Here is a 21,274-nt window from a genome sequence, read left to right as displayed (position 1 = left end):
CCTCTATTAACTCATTGTTTTTCAAGGAATAGTTAGGCAATTTCCGTTCTTAATTAGATAATTCTAATATTTTCGGTAATTTAGCATTCTCTAATATTTGGCGCCCGAAAAAACTGGGAAACTTCAGTTATTTACTAGTCGATAATGCATTCTTACATGCACCTCTCGTGCCATGTTATTTTTACTTAAAAAACAGTGAGATGGATAATTTTTGGCTGCTTGCATATTGGTTAGTATAAAAATATTTACTTTTAGATAAAAAATATTTTATATCTATTGTTTTTCTGACTATTCAGAAACTCTAACAATCCTTTAGAATCCACTCCCGAGATGATCTTATATTTTTGGCATCGTTATTGCATTTAATGAATAGCTTTTCAGTGAGGAACACCACCAGATGAGGATGAGCAGCTTTGCCTAGCTTACGAAATGACGTTGCTAAGTGTATAGATACCCTGAAAGCAGGCGTAAAATAAAGCGTGAGCAAGGAATGCCCTTATTTTTAGGAAACAAAAATCCAACATGAAATCCATTAACTTCGAATTCCTGCAAAAGAGTTGGCCAGACTTAGCCGCTCTTGGCGGCTTTAGCGAAACTTACGCACATAGCGATCCGCAAAGTGCTTTGGTCAAGCTGCGTTTGTTCGTGGAAAGGATGGTTGGTGCGCTCTATCAAATGCATGGTTTACCCAAACCTATTCAACCTACTCTAAATGACCTGCTAAACAACGATGTTTTTCGTGATTTAGCACCCAGGCCAATTTATTTAAAATTCCACGCTATAAGGGATGCAGGCAATAAAGCAGCTCATGGAGATACGGTTTCCAAGCAAACAGCTCTTTGGTTAATTAAAGAAGCATACGATCTGGCTCGCTGGTTTTTTGTCGCTTTTGCCGGAGGCGAAGCCTCGCTATGTGGGCAATATCAGGAGCCAAAAGCCGAAAATCAAGACTCAGACAGCAAAGCAAAACTCAAGGAGCAAAAGAAAGCTATTCTGGAAAAATTGGCAGCTCAAGAAGCACAGTTGCAAGCGTTATTCGCTGAACTGGAACAATCCAGAATGCAGGCGCAAAACGCGGAACAAAAGCTAGCAGACATAGCAGAATCAACCGCCAAAGGTCAGCAAGTTGCCGACGTATTCAAATTTGATGAAGCCACTACCAGGAAAAGACTGATTGATCGGCAAATTGCAGATGCTGGCTGGCATGTTGGGAACAACGGTACCAATACAGAGCAAGTTGGCCAAGAAATTGAAGTCAACCATCAACCTACAAACTCAGAAAAAGGCCGAATCGATTACGTATTATGGGATGACAACGGCAAACCACTAGCAATCATCGAGGCAAAAAAGGCGTCTGAAAATGCCGAGAAAGGCCGCACCCAAGCACGAATATACGCCGATGGTTTGGAGAAAGATCATGGCCAACGACCAGTAATTTTTTACACCAACGGGTTTGATATTTGGATTTGGGACGATCAGCTGGGCTATCCTCCGCGCAAAATTTTTGGTTTTTACTCAAAGGACAGTTTGCAATATTTGGTCTATCAACGTCGTGCCAAGCAAGCATTGAATAGCCTATCACCAAAAGCTGAGATTGCTGGCCGCCTTTACCAGATTGAAACCATCAAGCGTGTTACCGAACGCTTCACCAACCAATATCGCAAAGGATTAATCGTTCAAGCAACCGGTACAGGAAAAACCCGAGTAGCCATTGCTCTCACCGAGCTCTTAATTCGTGCAGGCTGGGTAAAACGCGTACTGTTTCTCTGCGACCGCCGCGAACTTCGCAAACAGGCCAAGGACGCGTTCAACGATTATTTGAATGAACCTTTAGTTACCGTAGGAGCCAGCACCGCCAAAGATAGACAGAAGCGAATTTATCTCGCCACCTATCCAGCCATGGCAAAAGTCTTTCAAACGTTTGACGTAGGCTTTTTCGATTTGGTTATAGCAGATGAATCTCACCGCTCGATTTACAACGTTTATGGCGATATTTTTCGCTATTTTGATTGTTTACAAGTTGGACTTACCGCAACTCCTGTCGAATTTGTCACCCGCAATACGTTTCAATTATTCGAATGTGAAAACCAAGCTCCAACAGCTTACTATTCATTCGAGCGAGCTGTCGAAGAACATTATTTGGTACCTTTTGAAGTGCAGACCTACACCACTGATTTTCTGCGTCGCGGCATCAAATATCAACAACTTACTGAAGAGCAACGTCAAGAGCTAGAGGACTTGGGAGAAGACGCGCAAACGCTGAATTTTGAAGTCAGAGACATCGACAAAAACGTCTACAACAAAGACACCAATCGCCATATCATCCGCAACCTTATGGAAAATGGCATTCGCGATGCCAGCGGTCAGCAAGTCGGCAAAACCATTATTTTTGCTCGCAATCATGAACACGCACTGTTGTTGAGAAACGTATTTGACGAAATGTATCCACAATACGGGGGCAAAGTTTGTCAGGTCATCGATAACTACGATCCTCGCGCGGAACAACTCATCGATGACTTCAAACAAATCGATAACGAGCTAACCATTGCCATATCAGTAGACATGTTAGACACCGGTATCGATGTTCCAGAAGTGGTAAATCTGGTCTTTGCCAAACCTGTTTTCTCCAAAGTGAAATTTTGGCAGATGATTGGGCGCGGGACTCGGTTATGCCCCAATCTCTTTGGCTTGGGTAAGGATAAAACCGGATTCAGGATTTTCGATCACTGGGGCAACTTTGACTACTTTGAGTTCCACTACAAACCAGTTGAACCTGCGGTCAGTAAACCCTTATTGCAACAGCTCTTTGAAACGCGAATCGCTTTAGCCGACGTGGCATTGCAAGCTGCAGAACCAGCATTTTTTGAAATCGCCGAAGCCTTGATTGCCAAAGATATCAATCAACTGCCAGATGAAAGCATCGCTGTACGGGAAAAATGGCGGACTAAGCATAATCTTTCCCAACCGGAAACACTTCACCAATGGGCACCGGCTACGGTTGCAGGTCTTAAAACTGAAATTGCCCCTTTGATGCAATGGGTAAGCGTGCGTGGGGCAACCGATGCCTACGAACTGGATCTACTGATCGCTCGGATGCAGATAGAACTGTTACGTAATTCCAGCCGCTTCGATGATCTGAAAATCACCCTCATGGATCGAGTGAATGGCCTACAGATGCACTTAAATCAAGTCCGCGAGAAAGCCGAACTCATCAAACAAGTGCGAGCAACAGAATTTTGGAATCAAGTCACTGTTCCAGCACTTGAAGACATTCGAAGGCAACTGCGTGACATTATTCATCACCAAGCATCGGGTGGTGGTGGCGGCACCAGTACCACCAAAATAATCGACATTACCGAAGATACCGCTCAAATAGAAAGCGGACAACGTTCTTCGACTATCCGCTCAGTGGATATGAAAGTCTATCAGCAACAAGTCGAACAGGCACTTCGCGAGTTGTTTGGCACCGACCCGACACTAAAGAAAATCCGCCGTGGCGAATCGGTCTCGAGCATTGAGTTGGAAAATTTAACGTCTCTGGTGCTCATCCAACATCCGGATGTTCGTCTGGATGTGCTGAAAGGCTTTTATGGCGAAGCATTGCCAATGGATCACATCATTCGGTCGATTGTCGGTATGGAGCCAGACGCCGTTAGAGAACGCTTTGAATGGTTCGTCCAGAAACACCCGCGTTTAACTGCAAAACAAACCCAGTTTTTAAGCCTGTTGCAAAACCATATTGCCAAATACGGCGCTATTGAAATCGAGCGACTTTATGAAGACCCTTTTACCTTGGTAGATGCCGACGGCATAGACGGCGTATTCAATAACGAAGCCGACAGCGAAGAGCTGATTACCATCATCAATACATTCAAACCTAGCCTCACCCAGGAGAGAGCACAATAATGATTACTGGCGAATTAAAAAGCCGCATCGACAAACTTTGGTTGGAATTTCACACCGGCGGGATCACCAACCCATTGACGGTGATTGAACAAATCACCTTTTTGATGTTCACCCGTTTGCTGGACATCGTTGAAACGCGTAACGAAAAAAAAGCTAGCCGAACCGGCAAACCCTTTCATCGTATTTTTAATGACGAGCAACAGGAATTGCGTTGGTCCAATTTCAAACAGATTGGTGCAGAACAAATGCTGCCTCTGTTGCGCGATCAAGTCTTTCCGCACTTCAAGTCCATTGCCGAGCTGGATACCGCCGACGGTGCGCAACCAACGACTTTTAGAGAGTATTTCAAAGACGCGCAATTGATGATTCAAAAGCCGACTTTGCTGGTATCGGCAATCAATATGATTGATGAATTACCGTTGACCGAAGGCGATACCAAGGGCGACCTGTACGAGTATTTGCTATCAAAGCTCACCACTGCCGGCATCAATGGCCAATTCCGCACGCCACGCCATATCATCCGGCTAATGGCCGAACTGCTCGATCCAAAACCAACGGAAACGATTGCCGATCCCGCATGCGGTACGGGTGGTTTCTTGGTGGGAGCGATGGAATATCTGTTGCGTAAACATACCTCGCCTGAGGGTGTAATCGAGCATCCGGTCAATGGCAAAATCGAAAAAACCTATACAGGAGATTTGCTGGAAAGCCATTGGCAATTTATTCGCACTGGCATGTTTCATGGCTTTGATTTCGATGCCACCATGCTGCGTATTGCCGCAATGAACCTGCTCTTGCACGGCGTAGACTCCCCTGATATTCATTACCAGGATACTCTTAGCAGCAATTTCACCGATAAATTTCCAGCTAAGGCCACTAATGGCTTTGATGTCATCCTAGCCAATCCGCCGTTCAAAGGCAGTTTGGATGAAGAAGATGTGCATCCCACCTTATTACGCAAGGTCAAAACTAAAAAAACCGAACTGCTATTTATTGCGTTGATTTTGCGCATGCTTCGTAACGGTGGACGTTGTGCTGTTGTTGTGCCGGATGGGGTGTTATTTGGATCAAGTAAGGCGCATCAAGCCTTGCGCCAATATTTGGTCGAGGAAAATCAGCTTGAAGGTGTTATATCTCTGCCATCTGGAGTATTCAAACCTTATGCTGGTGTGTCCACCGCTATTTTAGTTTTCACTAAAGGGGGGCGTACCGACGATGTGTTTTTTTATGATTTACAAGATGATGGATTCTCACTTGATGACAAGCGTGCCCAGCTATATGAATCAGATTTCGCAGGTGATTTACCTGACGTTTTGAATCGATGGAGCACGCGAAACCCAGCTATCGATACCGATAAAGGAACCAAGGCATTTTTTGTATCTGCAAAAGATATTGCCGGTGCTAAATTTGATTTGTCTATTAATAGCTATAAAGATACCGTATATAAAATCGAGAATTTAGAATCTCCAAAAATTATCTTAGGTCGTATGAAGATATTAGAAAGTGAGGTCATGAACGAAATTGAACAACTAGAGAGTTTATTATCATGAATCTCCCAAAGGCATCTTTAGCGGAATTTGCGATGATCCTTCAAGGTGGGCGTCATGGATTGACAGGTAATGACTTTGTAGATAATGGCTATCCCGCATATGGTGCTGGTGGTCTGAATGGCAAACTAGAAACATATGAATTCGATCAACAAGCAATTATTCTATCCTCAATTGGAGCAAGATGTGGTAAGTGTTTTCTTGTAAAAGGGAAATGGACAAGTTTGGCAAACACGCAAGTTATTATTCCAGACCCAACGAACTCTGATATTCGCTATATTTGGTACCAGTTAAATAACGAGTCGAGTTGGAAGCGATCAGGTACTGCACAGCCTTTTATTAAGCCTTCAGACGTAAAATCACGAAAAGTCTTTTTTCCGAAATTGTCTGAACAAAATCGTATTGCAAATATTCTTGAAAAAGGTGACTCCATACGTCATAACCGTCAGGAGGCCATCCGACTCGCAGATGAATTTTTGCGTTCATCATTTTTTGAAATTTTTGGAGATCCAAACGTCAATTCAAAGCAACTTTCTGAAAAACCAATTAGGGATATAGCAAAAGTAACGACAGGGAGCACGCCATCGCGCGAAGTACCAAATTACTACGGCAATTTCATAGAGTGGATAAAATCTGACAATATCAATACACCTTCACATTATCTAACTAAAGCGACCGAGGGATTGTCGGAAGATGGCCTCCGTATTGGTCGTTCAGCCCCAGCAGGCTCAACTCTAATTACTTGCATTGCCGGTAGTCCTTCTTGTATTGGAAATGCCGCGTTTGCAGATCGCACCGTATCGTTTAATCAACAAATCAATGCCTTAACGCCAAAACCAGGAATTGAACCGGAATTTCTTTATGCGGTAACCCTTTACTCCAAGCGGCGTATACAGAATGCCTCCACTAACAGCATGAAAGGCATGGTGAGCAAAGGCGCTTTGGAAGATGTTTTATTTATACTGCCTGCAGAAGACCAGCGAGAGAAATTTGTAAAGATTTTTAATAAGGTGATGTCGTTACAAAATAAACTTCAGGCGTCGGCCAAAGAAGCAGAAATGAACTTCGCTTCACTCACTCAAAGAGCTTTTAACGGTGAACTGTGATAAGAGATTTGATTGAAAAAAAGGAAATCGCCAAAAGGAATATAGTTAATGAGTATTAAATCTATAACACTGCAAAATTTCAAAGGCATTGGTGAATCTGTTTGCGTTGAACTGAAACCAATTACTTTGCTGTTCGGTGCAAACAGCGCCGGTAAAAGTACCATTCTTCAGGCCTTATTGTTTGCCAGGGAAATCCTCGAACGTGCCAATACCGACCCGGACAAAACCATTCAAGGCGGTGATGCTGTCGATCTGGGTGGTTTTCGAAATTTGGTTCATAACCATGACGCCAATTTACCCATTTCTCTTCGATTTGATCTTGATTTGACGGATATTGATCTGGTCGATTATTCCGACTATCCCGATTCTCCGGCCTTCCAAGAATGGAGTGGTCAGGCAATGTCAGCCTGGGTAAAGCTGGACATTAAATGGAGCAACTTTCTTGAGCAGCCAACACAAGCTGACTATGAAGTAGGTATCAATGGTGTTGTCGCAGCCAAAGTAACAGCGGATGACAGCACCGGATTGCAGCATGTGGTGAGCTTTAACATACGCCACCCCTGGTTTTGCGAGGGTTTAGAGCTTGAGCCATCAGACGTTGACATCAAGTGGGATGACCGAACGACGGTGGACTATGAGTTATCCCAGCGGGCTAATTCAAAACACGAGACGCTCTTTGACGAAATCCGGAGCGTATTTGCGGCCCGTGATCTTGGCGAATTCAGCGAATTAATTAATTTTTGCCTGATTTCTCCGGGTGAGTATCTTCGCAGCAATCTGAGAAAACTCAAATATCTTGGCCCGATTCGCGTAGTACCGGATCGTACTTATCAACCTTCTAAATCGCCCGACGAATCCCGATGGTCTTCCGGCTTAGCCGCTTGGGACTGGATTAACGATGCTTCATTGTCACAGGTCGATGAACTCAATAAGTGGCTGACCTGGGAAGCTCGATTGAATACCGGTTACCGAGTGGACGTTAAGCGATACAAAGAACTAGACTTGGACAGCATGACGATGTCTGCTTTATCACAGGGTGAAGACTTCCTGGATAACTACGAGATGATACGGCAGGAAATCGAAGCCTTACCGGAAAAAAAGCGTTTGTTATTACGGCAAGAAAAAGATTTTTTGGATGTTGCCCCCCAAGACGTTGGAATAGGTATTTCTCAGGTCATACCGGTTGTCGTTGCTGCACTAGCGCAAAAAAGCGGTATCGCAGCGATAGAACAACCGGAACTGCATATCCATCCCGCGGTGCAGGTTGCTTTGGGCGATCTGTTCATTCAGCAAACCAATGATGAAGCGGGATTCAGTCGGCAATTTCTGATCGAAACCCATAGTGAACATTTGCTGCTACGAATTCTACGCCGCATTCGACAATCGAATGAGGGCCAAGTCGCTGATGAACTAAAACTATCTCCCGACCGTGTGGCGGTGTATTACGTCGAATCCTCCAGCCAAGGCACGGTATTAAAGCATCTTCGTATAAATGACGAAGGTCGGTTTGTTGACCGCTGGCCACGAGGTTTCTTTGAAGAGCGCGAGAAGGAATATTTCGGTGACCTGGAAGATTTATCCGAAGAAATTGGAAGGATGTTCGACTAATGATCTACGAATATGCTGTTTCGCCCGCTTTATTTAAAAATATTAGTGACGTTGCTTTTCTTTATGAAGCCTTTGGAATTGACCAAGGCCGATTGATTAGTGAATACCCAAGGAAGCGTAAATGGACACAAGTTGCTAGACAATTAATTTCGCAGCACGCAAGAGACGAGTCTGAGCGAAGTGCCCTTATAGAATTACTAATCGCACTAGAAAAAAGAGCCTTGTACGACAGGCAATCCGCTATTTGGGATGCCAATAAAGGATGGACTGAAAATGCTGTCGATGAGCATGCTCGAAGACAATTTAGGGCAATACTAAATCACAAGCCTACAACTCAAACAGACGTTACAACAATTGCTGATATTTGGAAAGTTGCACCGTGGAAAAATCCGCCGAGCCTCTCCATTGCACGAAATGCAAGGCAAATGATTGATGCTGCATTACCATTGATACATCTCTCAAAGGCTTTGGTTTTAATTGATCGGAACTTTGAGCCTGCAGATGCCAGGTTTACAAAAGTATTAATCGAGTTTGCTAATTGTTTGCGACAACAACCTCACGCACCAAAAATATCACAAATCAAATACGTTACAACTTACGAAAGCAATAACAGAACAATTGGACAATTCGAAAGTGAATGCAAGGCTGTCTTACATACGCTATTACCGACCGGAATTAGCGTCAAGTTCATTATTAAAGCAAAGCGGTTATTACATGACAGGTTTGTGTTAACTGATCGAGGCTGCTTGCAATATGGCATCGGCTTGGATGAAGGCGATGGTGACGTTTTAGTTACTCGGTTATCGAATGATAACTTTATGAATGAATGGGATAAATGGGAACAAAACAGTTGCCATAATTTTGTGATTGAAGGTTCAGGCCAATAATCATTGATAATAAGAAAAACTTAAGAAGGAGATCGAATGAAAGAGCAGCAGTTGTTGCAATGGTATGAAACACACGCCAAACCTTTTTTTGAAACCCATTCGAAAGAGCGGATTGCTGGTTTTGAAAACGATTATGAACGACTAAAAAAGCTTTTAGCTATGCCTGATTCGATCACGGTATGTTTTCTTGGAAACTCTGGTATTGGAAAAAGCACGCTGCTGAATGCACTAGCAGCCGGTAAGGAGCAGGTTCTGCCTGCTGGTGGTATCGGTCCTTTAACAGCTCAGGCTACTAAGGTGTTTTATAGTGAGATTCCTACTTTTAAGGTGACATACCAACCTCGCAAGCATTTATGGAACGTTGCATTTGCATTGGAAAGTCGTCTGACTCATCAACAAAAGTCCAAAGCAAAGCAGAATACTACCCTAACTAAAGAACTCTCAGTTGATGAACCTAGTGATTTTCAACATGAATTAAATGATGATGAAAGACAGGATCTTCTTGAGCGTGCAACCATTACAACCGAATCGTCCAGTAGTGATGGGCCGACTCATGACCCAATCGAAGGGTTTATAAAACAGGCTAAACAAATCGTTACCGGCAATCAGTTCAGTGACAACCCCCTTGCTTACCTTGTTGATGCACTCCGCGTTGCCTGTGATGGAAAATTAAGATGGCATTCCACTCTGGATGCGGATGATCAAAAACGAATCGATAGAGTTAAGGAAGTTATTAAGCCTAGTCGCACGAATCGCAGTCACGAAAAATGCCAAGGTGATGATAAAAAAGAGTTCATGAACGATCTCAAGGCCCATGCTGCTGGATTTTTGTCTCCATTGATTGAGGAAATTCATGTCGGCTGGCCTTCCGATGTTCTCAAAGCTGGTGTGACATTAGTAGATTTACCAGGCGTCGGGATTGCAAATGACACTTATCGCACCGTCACTAGCAGATACGTCGGTGAAGAAGCGCGCGCTGTCATTGTTGTAGTTGATCGGGCTGGACCGACAGAATCAACAATTGAGTTGTTGCGTACCAGTGGTTATTGGGATCGGTTGGTGGGAGCGACTGATGACCCAGAAAGCGATCCTTGCTCAATGCTAATTACGGTTACCAAAGTTGACGATGTCGCAGCAGAGGAATGGAGAAACACAGTTGAAGACTCTGATGGCAAACGACCGAAAAAACGTGAGGTCTTTGCAAACTTAGTTGAGGAGTTTCGTCCTCGAATGCTCAGCCAGATCAAAGAACAGCTTAGTAAGATTGGTACTTCAGATAACGAAACTGTACGCAGAGCACGTGAGCAAGCACGCGAGAACATTTTGGATTCTTTGCAAATCCATCCTGTTTCCGCACCCGAATACCGGAAGATATTGATCGACGATGATGAAGATAAAGCTTTTTTACCCGATTTAGAACAAACCGGTATTCCTACTCTGCAATCAAGCCTAAAAGACTTAAGCGAAGGGGAACGCCAAAATCTGCGTCGTAGAATCGATGAAGTTTCTAAACGATTATCGGACAATTTGCTGAATGAATTATCCATCATCGAAGCACAGTGGAAAGAGAGAACACGCGCAGCAGAAGAGGCTGAGAAATTAGCTGATGCATTAGAACAATTTATGGGTCCTAAGCAAAAGGAGTACGACCTTCGGGTCGGGGGCTTTCGCGAATTCCTCGAAGAAACCGTCCAAGCTTCAATCCGTGAATTGGTTTTGGAAGCACGGGGCGTCGCGGAAACGGAAGTGAACAGCTATTTGTATGACTTACAGTGGGCGCATTGGGCGACACTCAGGGCAGCCGTTCGTCGCGGCGGCACCTTTTATGGAAGCCGTACAATCAGTCTGCCAGATGACATTGCAAACTACTTTCAAGAGCCTATGGCGGCGGTTTGGGGACAAAAACTGCTCAAAGGAATTAGAAAGCGAACGAAAGATTTGTCTTCGGATATCGCCGAAATGGTACAAGAAATTTGTGAGTGGGCGATCGAAAATGGTGGAGCTCAAATCAACAAAACACTTTTAGAAAACCAGCAAACGCGTATTTCCAATCAAGCGGATCAGATGAACCAGGTCGGCAAGGAAGCTGTTGATGAGTTACGAGCTCTAGTAAAACAAAAACTAAGAGAAGCAATCCGTAAGCCTATTGAAAATGCTTGTCAAAAATTTGTGGCGGATGGCAACGATATAGGACCAGGCGTAAAAACACGAATACTTCATTTGTTTAATGCCTTAGCTAGACAGGCTACTGACGCAGCAAAAGAACCTGCCATCGAAATATTGCAATCAAACTACAAAGTTGTCAGAGAGGAAATTCAAACTACCTTCTCCCAATGGGGTGAGCCTTTACTAGATACTGCAAACCTTATTGTGGAAAGGCATGAGGAAAGAATGAAACGATCAGATGCACAAAAACGATCTAAAGTGCTGGCAGACATTGAAGCGGTGCTAACTGAATGTCCTATTCGCGAAACCGCAACTGAAGCTGCTTAGTCAGAATCATTATGTCATCACTGATTGAATATAGCGGTATACCAAGGGCGATATTACGAATTGTCAATGATTTTGGATTTGATTCCTATGATCTAGTATCACCTCCTCGCAGGTTGCTTGGTAGCACGAGTCCAATTCCATTGCTTGAACACAACGTGGACAAGCGACGAACGACCAGCCAACCAACGACAACATCGTTAATGGATGCTCTGCCGGAAGGCGACAATTGGCTGGCTATGTCGTCACGAACATTAGCTCGACTACATGCTGCTTATTTAATTGCCGAGGACCCTCAACGCCGATTGGACGTTCATAAGGCAGCGACTCTGATGCACCAGGTTAGTTTGGTACAACACATACTGACTGATCCCAATCTAAAAAAGGTATTGATTGGTGATGAAGTCGGACTAGGTAAGACGATTGAGGCTGGTCTATTAATTCGAAGGCTGCTGGATCAGAATGCTGCAATACGAGTGTTGTATCTTGCTCCGGCCAGATTGGTAAGCAACGTCGTGAATGAATTACGCGACAAACTAGACCTCGACGCTCGAAAATGGTCAGCAGGAAATTCCGGTGATGCCAGGCTTGAAGCAGACCGTCTTGTTGTTGCCAGTATCAATAAGGCTGTTTTTGGTGACAATCCGAAAATGGTTGTTAGTAGTGGCCCGTGGGATGTTATTTTTGTTGACGAATGTCATCACCTGTCTGATTGGGGTATTTCTGGTGGCAAGCCAAATCAGTCATTTCGCCTTGTGCAGCAACTTGTTAACTCTCAACCTGCTGATGGCCGTTTGTTTTTGATGAGTGGTACTCCCCATCAAGGTAGTGAGGCTAGATTTAAAAATTTACTTCGTTTATTGGCGGACGATGGCCAAACCCTGGAAAGCGTTGCAGGGAAAGTTATTTACAGGACAAAGGATCGAGTCAGAGATTGGCGAGGACAGCCATTATTTCCAAGTCGCCAAATCAATCCACCGACGGTTGTTTCTTTAGGCGGAGCTTATGAAAAATGGTACGAAGGCATATGTCAGCTTTACGATGCCCCCACAAATGGCAGCAGCCGTAACCGAGCTACTGGCTGGGCTAAGGGACAAGCATTGCAATGGGCCGCATCCAGTGTGCAGGCTGGCTTAGGTTTTCTTGTTCGACTTAGTCACGCAGACTTGGTTGGGATATTTCGAACAAAACGCTTCATGATGCGATTGGTGCTCTGCGTCCTTACCGTGGTGGTCCAGCAGATGAATCTATTCCATCATTGTATGCCCGATTACTAAAACAAATTGGTCTTCAGAATGAAAGCGACGATACCGTTAGTGATCTTGAAGAACGTGATGATGAAGTTTGGACACCCGATCCAGTTCAATTAAGTGAGTTGTTACGTGAAGGGATTGCTCTCCTGCAAACCGAAGCTGCTGATGCAAAGTGGGAGGCGTTATGCAAAGTTATCGAAGAGGCTGGTGACGAAAAAATTGTATTTTTTGCCCAACCAGTCGAAACCGTTGGCGTTGTAGCAGCATTTTTGAAAAAACGATTTGGTGTTGATCCTGCAATCATCATAGGTAACCAAAGCGACGATGAGCGTTTATCCCAAGTCAGACAGTTCCAATCTCCTGATGGGCCAAGGTTTTTAGTATCTTCGCGTGCTGGTGGTGAAGGTCTTAACATGCAGCGTGCTAGACGATTGGTTCATTTGGATGTGCCCTGGAATCCGATGGATCTTGAACAGCGTGTCGGTCGGGTTCATCGATTCGGTTCTCGTAAAACAATTATCGTAGATACAATTGTTGCGGCTGGTAGCCGTGAAGTCGATATGTATCGTATCGCCAGGGAGAAATTGGCCCTTATTTCTTCGCAGTTAGATCCCGAACAATTTGAGATTTTATTTAGCCGCGTTATGTCACTAGTGCCGCCTAAGGAATTAGAGGGCGTTATAGGTGGAGCTCCTCCAGGGCCACTAGGGGTTCAAGAGTCCAATGCAATTGGTAAATTAGTAACCGAAGGATTCAAAACTTGGAACTCATTTGACAGCACCTACCGCCATGAGGCTGAAAAGATACGTTCTATTGATCCTGGAACTGCAACCTGGAGTGACTTAGCAACATTCTTAACAAGATACGGGGATGCTTCTGCTACTAATGATGTTGGTTTGCCCACATTCGAATTTAGAAATGATGAGATTGTTGCCGTTGAAGAAAAATTACCAGCACTGCAATTTGGATCAAAAATCTATGCTTGTGGAGATACGGGCGGCTTGCCTATTGATTCACTTAATGGGCAGTCAGTTTATTCATTAGGGCTGAATTTGCCGGAAGTTACGGAAATATTAAGAAGCCGATTTATACCCGATAAATTAGTTGGATGTGCGCTACTAAGACTCGATTCAGATATTCAATCTGCCTTGAATAATGAATCTATCATTGGCTTACTTTTTTTTATAAGGCAGACTATTCATTATGAACTTGGTAATAGTCGAGAGGTTACTTTGTCGCTTGTTGGCGTTGCGCTATCAAGCGAACGGGAAGTAACGGAGCTGACTTCGGATAGACAGGCTGACGTTGTTCGCTCTATTACGAAAGCCCAACGCTCCAAAGAGCCTGCTTTGCCTGAAATGATAATGAACATGAAAGTTGCTGAAAATGAGATGATTCCGAAACTTCGAATGCCAAGTGATGAAGAAATTTCCCGTGGAATTAGACATGCTGTTTGGCCAATTGCTGCGATTGCTTTTGTTTAATTTGTAATCCTTGATTAGTTGTCAATGGGGTGTCTGTTTAAAAATTTCATGTCAATTCTACTCCATGGTGTTTCTCACGAGAAGATCGCGCCGATTATTCCTCTAAACCCAGCTTGTCCATCCAATTGCTGAGGGTTTGATAGTTCGGCAGACCTAACAACGCTGTGGCTTTTTTCTTATTACCGGCCACCTGTGCCAGTGCCTTGGTAATGTATTGTCGTTTGATATTGTCCAGTAAACCTTGAATATCAAGGCCTGAGCCAATTTCCGGCAAATCGCTTTTATTGCCGTTGACCGGTCGGCTAATCATGGCTTCCTTGATGTCGGACTCGGTAATCGTATCCGATTCCGCCCAAATCGAAGCACGCAATAACGTGCCGTGTAATTCCCGGATATTACCTGGCCAAGTATGGCTCAAGATAATATTTTTAGCTTTTACAGAAAGTTTTTTATCAACATAGCCCGGTTGATTGGATGCTTCACGATTAATTGATGTCATTAAATGATCCACCAACAAAGCGAGATCACCACTACGTTCGCGTAACGGTGGCAAGGTTAAAACGCCAATGGCTACCCGATAAAACAGGTCTTCGCGAAAACGCCCATCTGCAATATCTTTGGCAAGATTGCGATTGGTAGCCGCGATCACCCGCGCATCGACTATTTGCGCTTTGCTGTCGCCAACCTTGCTGATTTCGCCGGATTGCAGAACGCGCAGCAATCTCACTTGGGCGTCTTCGGGCAATTCGCCGAACTCATCCAAAAATAAAGTACCGCCATCGGCAGCTTCGAAATAGCCAATTTTGTTGATCACCGCGCCGGTAAAAGCGCCTTTGATGTGGCCAAATAGTTCTGAATCGATCAAATCTTTGGGAATTGCGCCGCAATTGACGGTGATAAATGGTTTTTCCTTGCGTTGGCTAGCGTTATGAATGGCCTTGGCAAAAAGCTCTTTGCCGGTACCAGATTCGCCCATGATTAGCGCCGGAACATCGCGCAGCGCGATTTTTTCCGCTTTTCGAATGACACGCTGAAAGTCGGGGTTTTGAGTAATGATGTCTGAAAACGCTGCTGACGTAGGCGCTTGATCCAGGGCCAGCGCGCTAAGCTTTTGATCGGCACGCTTGACGATTTGAGGAACGAATTCGGCAGAGATGTCGAATGGTATGGCAACAAACTCACCGCCTTTCTCCTTAGTCGACTGAACGAACCGTGTGTTGTATTTGGTTTTACCCAGCAAAATGGAAACCGCTGTCATCGAGGGTGTGCCGGGAGACAGGTGGATGCTGATATCCAGATCAGGCTGTTCACGAGTCAGCTTTTGCAGATAGCCATCTACCGCTTGATGTATGTCGCCGAAATCGATTGGGGAGCGCAGAGAGCATGGGATGGGGAAAACTTTGATACCGCTATACTGCGTTAACCAATCTATATAAGCATGGACTTGCTGAGGGTCTTGATCATGCAGCAAGTGAAGTTCGTCGAATGAAAGATTTTTTAGAGCACCTAATATAGGCCCATCACCTATTGGGATTTGAGAGGAGTCAGGCAGCAAGCTGGCTGCTTTTAGATCGGTAATGCCCAGCCAAGACAACAGAATGTTTGTATTCATTTGATCGAGCAATCTAGTCAGCAAGTTGGTATGTAGGATAAACCCAAAGAAACGAATAGCCCAATTAAAAAATAACAAAACTTGTGGGTTACAAATATTTTTACCCTAACCGTTAGATCATCGAATTTACTATCCTGTAAAAAACGTGTCCCATCGCCAAATTACTTCCACAACTCTGGGTCAGCTAATCAAAGCCGAGTAAATTTTTTATATGCTTAATCACTGTCGGGTTGGCAAATAATTTTTCGCCAATTATCGAAATCGCACTAATTATCGCGATTTCGAAGACGACCTTCCAAAATTACGCTTCACAATATCCTCCAGGACGTTTTTGGGCTTCTGCCATCTCGTGAAACCCTGTTTCACGGGCATTGGCCGGTATCAAGCGAAATTTTTTTATTAATGTTGCAATAAATTGCGAATTCGCAATTTATTGCAAGTTGATTTCAAAAATTTTGCTGAAAAATACGTCCGCAGATCGCATCAGACAAAAATAATTTTCCGATCTTGCAGCTGATGCCAAATTCGTCATTAGCTGCAAGCGAGTGGCCACTCGATTTGGATATTCTGTCCGACGCGACATTACGCAATCCCATGGATTGCAGACTGGGCCGGCAACGGTCTGAGTATGGGTGGATAGATCACTTGAATTCATGTGAACCCAAGGCTACTACCCCATTTTTTCAATAATTCTGAGGTTAATAGACATGATTAAATTACCTGAAACTGGTTTTCTACGTTTGAAACAGATTATTGGCGATCCAACCGTCAATCCACCGATTCCGCCACTGATTCCTGTGAGCAAGTCCACCTGGTGGGCCGGCATAAAAGCCGGCATTTATCCAAAGCAAGTCAGATTGAGTAAACGCAGCATCGGCTGGCGGGTGGAAGATATTCGCGCATTGATGGAACGGCTGGGTGTTGCATGGGTGGAGAATGCCGCCTAATCAGCGCTTGCCGTTGCCGCCGTTTGGCAAGGAGTTGATTGTCAAGCTGCAGTCCACGTCGCCACCTTGGCCGATTATGATTTGCTTGGGTGGTGATGCCTGGCAGCGCGCGCGGCAATGGCACTGTAATCCCACCGTATGGGCACTGGTATGCCCATCTCACTCAGCACCGGCCCAGTATCGTTGGCCGGTGCTGGACCTGATGGTAATCGTCGACTGGCAGCTGGATCAGGCTGCCGGTCACGATGAGGTCATGACACTTGCCAAAGTCTTGCTGCAGCAGGGCGCTGAGCTGGTCGCGGTGTGCCCTGGTTGGGTGGATTTTAGCGAACAGGCTTTTGAGTACGATTCACGCTTGCCGGTTGGTCAGCGTTAGGTACAGGTGCGAGAGCAAATTGTGATTTATCGCCGACGCGATAGGCAAGATGATGCGCTTTCTACCTGAAACACTGGATCTTGATGAAGCTCCGGCTGACGTCGGTGCGACCTCTGTTGGTGGACAGGAGCCGGCCCGTTCAGCGCTCGAAAGAATCACCTTCGATACGTTGGACTTGCCTTGTTTTCTGGTGCGGGATGACTGGTTTGATCTCAATGGCAAACGCAAGCCGGGGGTCTGGTTTTGCTATCAATCCGCCGCTGCAGCGGGCAAACCGGTGACGCCGACGGCGATTCGCATTTGTTCGCCCCTATATGTCGCGGCGGTCACCCATACCGAAGACGGCCGGTATTTTGGCAGGTTGCTGCGGTTTCTCGATACCTTGGGGCGCTGGCGGCACTGGGCGATGCCGATGGAATTGTTGCGCGGTTCCGGTGAGGAACTGCGCGGCGAGTTGTTGGCGGCCGGCGTGGAAATTGAACAGCGCCATCGCGCCAAACTGGCGGATTATCTGCAATGGCGAGTGCCCGACAAGGTGATTATCGCGGCCTTGCGAACAGGTTGGACCACGAATGGCAAAACGTTTGTACTGCCCGAACGCATCCTGGGTGATCAGGATGTGTATTTACAGAGCGATGCCATTCATCAAGCGGCGTCCTTGCGATGTGGCGGTGAGTTTCTCCAATGGCAGCAATTAGCCACCCTGTGTATCGGCAATTCGGTATTGATGGTGTCTATGTGCGTGGCACTGGCCGGCCCTTTGTTGAATAAAACGCATCAGGAATCGGGGGGTATCCACTGGATTGGCGATACCAGTACCGGTAAGACCACCGCCTTGGTGCTGGCTGCGTCAGTATGGGGTGGTGAGGATTTCAAGCGCAGTTGGCGGGCAACATCCAACGGCATGGAAAGCGTGGCGGTGATGTTGTCTGATACTTGTTTGTGTCTGGACGAAATCAACGAGGCCGACCCGCAAGAGATCGGTGCGATTGTCTACTGCCTTGGCAATGGTACCGGTAAGACGCGTGCCAACAAAATTGGCGCGTCTCGCCAAGTGCAGCGTTGGCGACTATCGATTTTGTCGACCGGTGAGCGATCCATTTCCGCGGCCATGCAGGAAAACGGCAAGCAGGCCAAGGCAGGACATTTGATGCGCTTATTGAATATACCGGTAGCCCGTCGCTTTGGCGTCTTCGATGAATTGCATCAATTCGGTGATGGCCGAGCACTGTCCGATCATTTCAGAACTCAGTGCGCCAGGCACTTTGGCCACGCGGGCGTGCGGTTTGTGGAATATCTGATTCAGCTGGGTGATGCGGATTTTGCCGGCGTATTGTCGCAACTGGAAACCCAGTTCCCTTGCCCGGATAATCAAACGGCGCGCGCTGCGTCGAAATTTGCCTTGTACGCCATGGCCGGCGAGTTGGCGATCGAAGCCGGAATTTTACGTTGGCCATTAGGGGCAGCATTGGCCGCCTGCCAAGCGATGTATCAGCAATGGATGCTCGCACGAGGCAGTGGTCTGACCGAGCATCGGCAAATCCTTCAGAACGTCAGCGACTTCCTGTTGAAGCATGGCGACAGCAAATTCACAGACAAAATGAATCCGCAGGAAAAACCGCGTGCTGATCGAGCTGGCTGGCATGTGGATAGAGCCGGTGAGCGAATTTATCTCTTTACCAGTGCGGCACTGCGCGAAGCGGGTGGCAATTTCGATTTTAATCGGGTGCTGGACGCGCTGGAGACGGCGCAGTGGATCGTCGAACATGACCAAGGCAAGCGGTCGAAAAAAACCGCCATCAGCGGTGTCGGCAAATTAAATCTGTATTGGTTACAACCCAATGAGGACGGTGACCATGCTTGAAACGCTGTTTCAACACCTGGCTATCCCTGTTCCATCGGCAGGAGTTCCCCGGATTCAAGCCAAACTTAGGTGTGGAGAACCGTCACAACACCGGTTGCACCAGCCTATTCTCCGCGTTCCCTCGGTTCCCCGTCAAACAAGTCACTTAGATCACACAGGGTCGCTTTCGGGCGATGAGCTGCAAACACTGTTGGCTTATTTGGCCGCGATTGAGGAAACCGACCCAATCGTCATCGATGAGGTACTGACAGTTTGTAGCAATGACCCAGACAAGCGGCGGTGGTTATTGCAATGGGCTGATCGGATCCTGCCTGCCAAACCCACCGATAGCTTGGATGATCGACATTTTTGCCGAGACTGCATCCATCTTGGCGGCGAGCGGTGTATTCGGCATCGGTTCCGACCGGTGGATGATTTGCCCCGTCGCTGTGTGGACTTCCTAACCAAACTCGCACGTTAGACGGCTACTGCTGCTTTCTAAAGGGTATGACCTGGGCGCCTGATCTCAATTCGTCCAGGTGATCCGCCCATGCCTGCATCATTTTTGTTCGCTCCGGTAGATATTCGGCGTAATTGTAGGCCGCTCTGACATCGTTGGCCTCGGAGTGCGCTAACTGGCGCTCGATATGGTCGCGATTGAAGTGCATTTCATTCAAGCGTGTCGATGCCATGGAACGAAAGCCATGGGCGGTCATTTCTTCTTTGGTGTAGCCCATACGCCTGAGTGCGGCATTGACCGTGTTTTCGGACATGGGTCTTGCCGCGCTGCGCTCGGATGGGAATAAATATTTGCCGCTACCGGTCAGAGTTTGCAATTGCGACAGCACATGAACCGTTTGCGTGGCCAGCGGGACGATATGTTGGAGCCGCATTTTCATTTTCTCCGGCGGGATACGCCATTGCTTGGCCGTCAAATCGATTTCCGACCATTCAGCATGCCGAATCTCGCCCGGACGGCAAAAGGTGAGTGCGGAAAATTGCAGGGCGCACTTTGAAATGAAGGAGCCTTGGTAATCGTCAATGGCTCTCAGCAATCCAGCAATTTGTTTGGGATCGGTGATGCTGGCATGGTGTCTTTTTCTGATGGGACTTAACGCACCTCGCAAATCACTGCTCGGGTCGCGAGCGCATCGCCGCGTGAGCACGCCATAGCGAAAAATCTGGCCACAATTCTGTAAGGCTCGGTGCGTGGTATCAATCACGCCTCGGGCTTCCATGCGTTGCATGACTTCCAACAACTCCAGGGCATCGATCTGATCGATCGGACGCTTGCCAATAAAAGGGAACACGTCGTGTTCGAGACGGGTGAGCAAACGTCTGGCATGATCTTCCGTCCATTTAGCCTTGAACTTCTCATGCCATTCGCGGGCAACATATTCGAAACTATCGATAATGGGTAAACCGGACTCGAGTCGCTTTTCGTTTTCCGCGGCCAGTTGTCGGGCGACTTTGACTTCCTTGCGCTTATCGCTGGGATCCAGGCCATTGGCTACCGAGACTCTGGCGTCTTCCGCCTTGCGCCTGGCATCGGCCAGACCGGTTGTTGGATAAACACCCAGCGATAGTGTTTTGCGTTTGCCATCAATGCTGTAATCAAATCGCCACCACATGGCACCATTGGGTTTGATTAGCAAATAAAGACCACCGCCGTCATTCAGTCGTCGGTCCTTGGCGGCAGGCTTGGCGTTGCGAAGTGTGGCGTCGGTAAGTATATGTTTTGCCATGCAGAACACCTCGATTTACAGTAACTGCAGTAACTTTTTTCGTAAACTGGAAGTTACTGTAAAACTTACTGCATAAATTGTCGAGTGTTACTGCATTTCGTCGTACTTCATTGGACAATAAAAAACCCGCGAAGTCAGTAAACTTGCGGGTTTTTGGATTGGGTTGCACCCTATTGGATGCATAAATGGTGCCTCAGACCGGAATCGAACCGGTACGGTCTCACAACCGCGGGATTTTAAGTCCCGTGCGTCTACCTATTTCGCCACCGAGGCATAGCTGGATTATAAATCTTTTGAGTAGAAAATTCCCGATTAAAAAACAAAAGATTAATATTCAATTTATCAAAAAAAAGCCCATCTAATGAGATGGGCTTTGATATTAAGAGCTTGGCGATGACCTACTTTCACATGGCAACCTGCCACACTATCATCGGCGCAAAGCGGTTTCACTTCCGAGTTCGGGATGGGAT

13 protein-coding genes, 1 tRNA gene and 1 rRNA gene are annotated in these 21,274 nt (G+C 46.3%); 11 read left to right on the top strand and 4 right to left on the bottom strand.

Annotated features, from left to right (window positions below; genetic code table 11):
* Window positions 1–522 precede the first annotated feature (522 nt).
* Genes M0R33_RS22940 through M0R33_RS22905 form a run of 8 tightly spaced genes read left to right on the top strand, consistent with a single transcriptional unit; the run spans window position 523 to window position 14,281 of the window.
* Complete coding sequence (locus tag M0R33_RS22940) at window positions 523–3,906, top strand: DEAD/DEAH box helicase family protein (protein ID WP_292574298.1); 3,384 nt, start codon at window positions 523–525, stop codon at window positions 3,904–3,906.
* On the top strand, window positions 3,906–5,456 hold the full coding sequence (locus M0R33_RS22935) for a class I SAM-dependent DNA methyltransferase (protein ID WP_292574297.1): 1,551 nt from the start codon (window positions 3,906–3,908) through the stop codon (window positions 5,454–5,456). Before M0R33_RS22940 ends, M0R33_RS22935 begins: the two co-directional genes overlap by 1 nt.
* Complete coding sequence (locus M0R33_RS22930; protein WP_292574296.1) at window positions 5,453–6,559, top strand: restriction endonuclease subunit S; 1,107 nt, start codon at window positions 5,453–5,455, stop codon at window positions 6,557–6,559. Before M0R33_RS22935 ends, M0R33_RS22930 begins: the two co-directional genes overlap by 4 nt.
* Before the next feature lie 48 nt (window positions 6,560–6,607).
* Window positions 6,608–8,167 (top strand): DUF3696 domain-containing protein, encoded by a 1,560-nt coding sequence (locus M0R33_RS22925; RefSeq protein ID WP_292574295.1) that lies wholly within the window; start codon window positions 6,608–6,610, stop codon window positions 8,165–8,167.
* The gene (locus M0R33_RS22920) at window positions 8,167–9,054 is read left to right on the top strand and encodes a hypothetical protein (RefSeq protein WP_292574294.1); all 888 of its coding nucleotides are present in this window, start codon (window positions 8,167–8,169) and stop codon (window positions 9,052–9,054) included. The genes M0R33_RS22925 and M0R33_RS22920 overlap by 1 nt, the downstream gene beginning before the upstream one ends.
* Before the next feature lie 36 nt (window positions 9,055–9,090).
* Window positions 9,091–11,547 (top strand): dynamin family protein, encoded by a 2,457-nt coding sequence (locus M0R33_RS22915; protein ID WP_292574293.1) that lies wholly within the window; start codon window positions 9,091–9,093, stop codon window positions 11,545–11,547.
* Window positions 11,548–11,558: 11 nt separating this feature from the next.
* On the top strand, window positions 11,559–12,821 hold the full coding sequence (locus M0R33_RS22910; protein WP_292574292.1) for a DEAD/DEAH box helicase family protein: 1,263 nt from the start codon (window positions 11,559–11,561) through the stop codon (window positions 12,819–12,821).
* Complete coding sequence (locus M0R33_RS22905) at window positions 12,803–14,281, top strand: C-terminal helicase domain-containing protein (protein ID WP_292574291.1); 1,479 nt, start codon at window positions 12,803–12,805, stop codon at window positions 14,279–14,281. Before M0R33_RS22910 ends, M0R33_RS22905 begins: the two co-directional genes overlap by 19 nt.
* Window positions 14,282–14,375: 94 nt before the next feature.
* Here the strand turns inward: M0R33_RS22905 and M0R33_RS22900 are convergent, their stop codons facing one another.
* A complete protein-coding gene (locus M0R33_RS22900) occupies window positions 14,376–15,893 on the bottom strand; it encodes a sigma 54-interacting transcriptional regulator (protein ID WP_292574290.1) in 1,518 nt (505 codons plus the stop codon).
* Between the two features lie 707 nt (window positions 15,894–16,600).
* Here M0R33_RS22900 and M0R33_RS22895 point away from each other — a divergent pair.
* Genes M0R33_RS22895 through M0R33_RS22885 form a run of 3 tightly spaced genes read left to right on the top strand, consistent with a single transcriptional unit; the run spans window position 16,601 to window position 19,080 of the window.
* Complete coding sequence (locus tag M0R33_RS22895) at window positions 16,601–16,840, top strand: AlpA family phage regulatory protein (RefSeq protein ID WP_292574289.1); 240 nt, start codon at window positions 16,601–16,603, stop codon at window positions 16,838–16,840.
* Window positions 16,830–17,216, top strand: a complete 387-nt coding sequence (locus tag M0R33_RS22890; RefSeq protein WP_292574288.1) for a hypothetical protein — start codon at window positions 16,830–16,832, stop codon at window positions 17,214–17,216. The genes M0R33_RS22895 and M0R33_RS22890 overlap by 11 nt, the downstream gene beginning before the upstream one ends.
* Before the next feature lie 52 nt (window positions 17,217–17,268).
* Window positions 17,269–19,080, top strand: a complete 1,812-nt coding sequence (locus M0R33_RS22885; protein ID WP_292574287.1) for a DUF927 domain-containing protein — start codon at window positions 17,269–17,271, stop codon at window positions 19,078–19,080.
* Window positions 19,081–19,544: 464 nt separating this feature from the next.
* Here M0R33_RS22885 and M0R33_RS22880 read toward each other — a convergent pair whose 3' ends face one another.
* The 3 genes from M0R33_RS22880 to rrf all read right to left on the bottom strand — a co-directional run.
* Entirely contained in the window at window positions 19,545–20,804 is a 1,260-nt protein-coding gene (locus M0R33_RS22880; protein WP_292574286.1) for an integrase arm-type DNA-binding domain-containing protein, read from the bottom strand.
* Window positions 20,805–20,990: 186 nt separating this feature from the next.
* Window positions 20,991–21,077 (bottom strand) — tRNA-Leu (locus tag M0R33_RS22875).
* 112 nt (window positions 21,078–21,189) lie between these two features.
* Window positions 21,190–21,274 (bottom strand): 5S ribosomal RNA (gene rrf / locus M0R33_RS22870); the annotation flags it as partial.

Origin of the sequence: Methylomonas sp. (genome assembly GCF_023228165.1) — a bacterium.
Taxonomy (GTDB): Bacteria; Pseudomonadota; Gammaproteobacteria; order Methylococcales; family Methylomonadaceae; genus Methylomonas.
The sequence above is the reverse complement of the archived record's forward strand: the minus strand, read 5'-3'. Positions and strand labels throughout refer to the sequence as shown.

Excerpts from the sequence above, each read along its gene's own strand:
- M0R33_RS22940 (WP_292574298.1), top strand. The coding sequence starts at position 523 with ATGAAATCCATTAACTTCGAATTCCTGCAAAAGAGTTGGCCAGACTTA.
- M0R33_RS22935 (WP_292574297.1), top strand. The coding sequence starts at position 3,906 with ATGATTACTGGCGAATTAAAAAGCCGCATCGACAAACTTTGGTTGGAA.
- M0R33_RS22930 (WP_292574296.1), top strand. The coding sequence starts at position 5,453 with ATGAATCTCCCAAAGGCATCTTTAGCGGAATTTGCGATGATCCTTCAA.
- M0R33_RS22925 (WP_292574295.1), top strand. The coding sequence starts at position 6,608 with ATGAGTATTAAATCTATAACACTGCAAAATTTCAAAGGCATTGGTGAA.
- M0R33_RS22920 (WP_292574294.1), top strand. The coding sequence starts at position 8,167 with ATGATCTACGAATATGCTGTTTCGCCCGCTTTATTTAAAAATATTAGT.
- M0R33_RS22915 (WP_292574293.1), top strand. The coding sequence starts at position 9,091 with ATGAAAGAGCAGCAGTTGTTGCAATGGTATGAAACACACGCCAAACCT.
- M0R33_RS22910 (WP_292574292.1), top strand. The coding sequence starts at position 11,559 with ATGTCATCACTGATTGAATATAGCGGTATACCAAGGGCGATATTACGA.
- M0R33_RS22900 (WP_292574290.1), bottom strand. The coding sequence starts at position 15,893 with ATGAATACAAACATTCTGTTGTCTTGGCTGGGCATTACCGATCTAAAA.
- M0R33_RS22895 (WP_292574289.1), top strand. The coding sequence starts at position 16,601 with ATGATTAAATTACCTGAAACTGGTTTTCTACGTTTGAAACAGATTATT.
- M0R33_RS22890 (WP_292574288.1), top strand. The coding sequence starts at position 16,830 with ATGCCGCCTAATCAGCGCTTGCCGTTGCCGCCGTTTGGCAAGGAGTTG.
- M0R33_RS22885 (WP_292574287.1), top strand. The coding sequence starts at position 17,269 with ATGCGCTTTCTACCTGAAACACTGGATCTTGATGAAGCTCCGGCTGAC.
- M0R33_RS22880 (WP_292574286.1), bottom strand. The coding sequence starts at position 20,804 with ATGGCAAAACATATACTTACCGACGCCACACTTCGCAACGCCAAGCCT.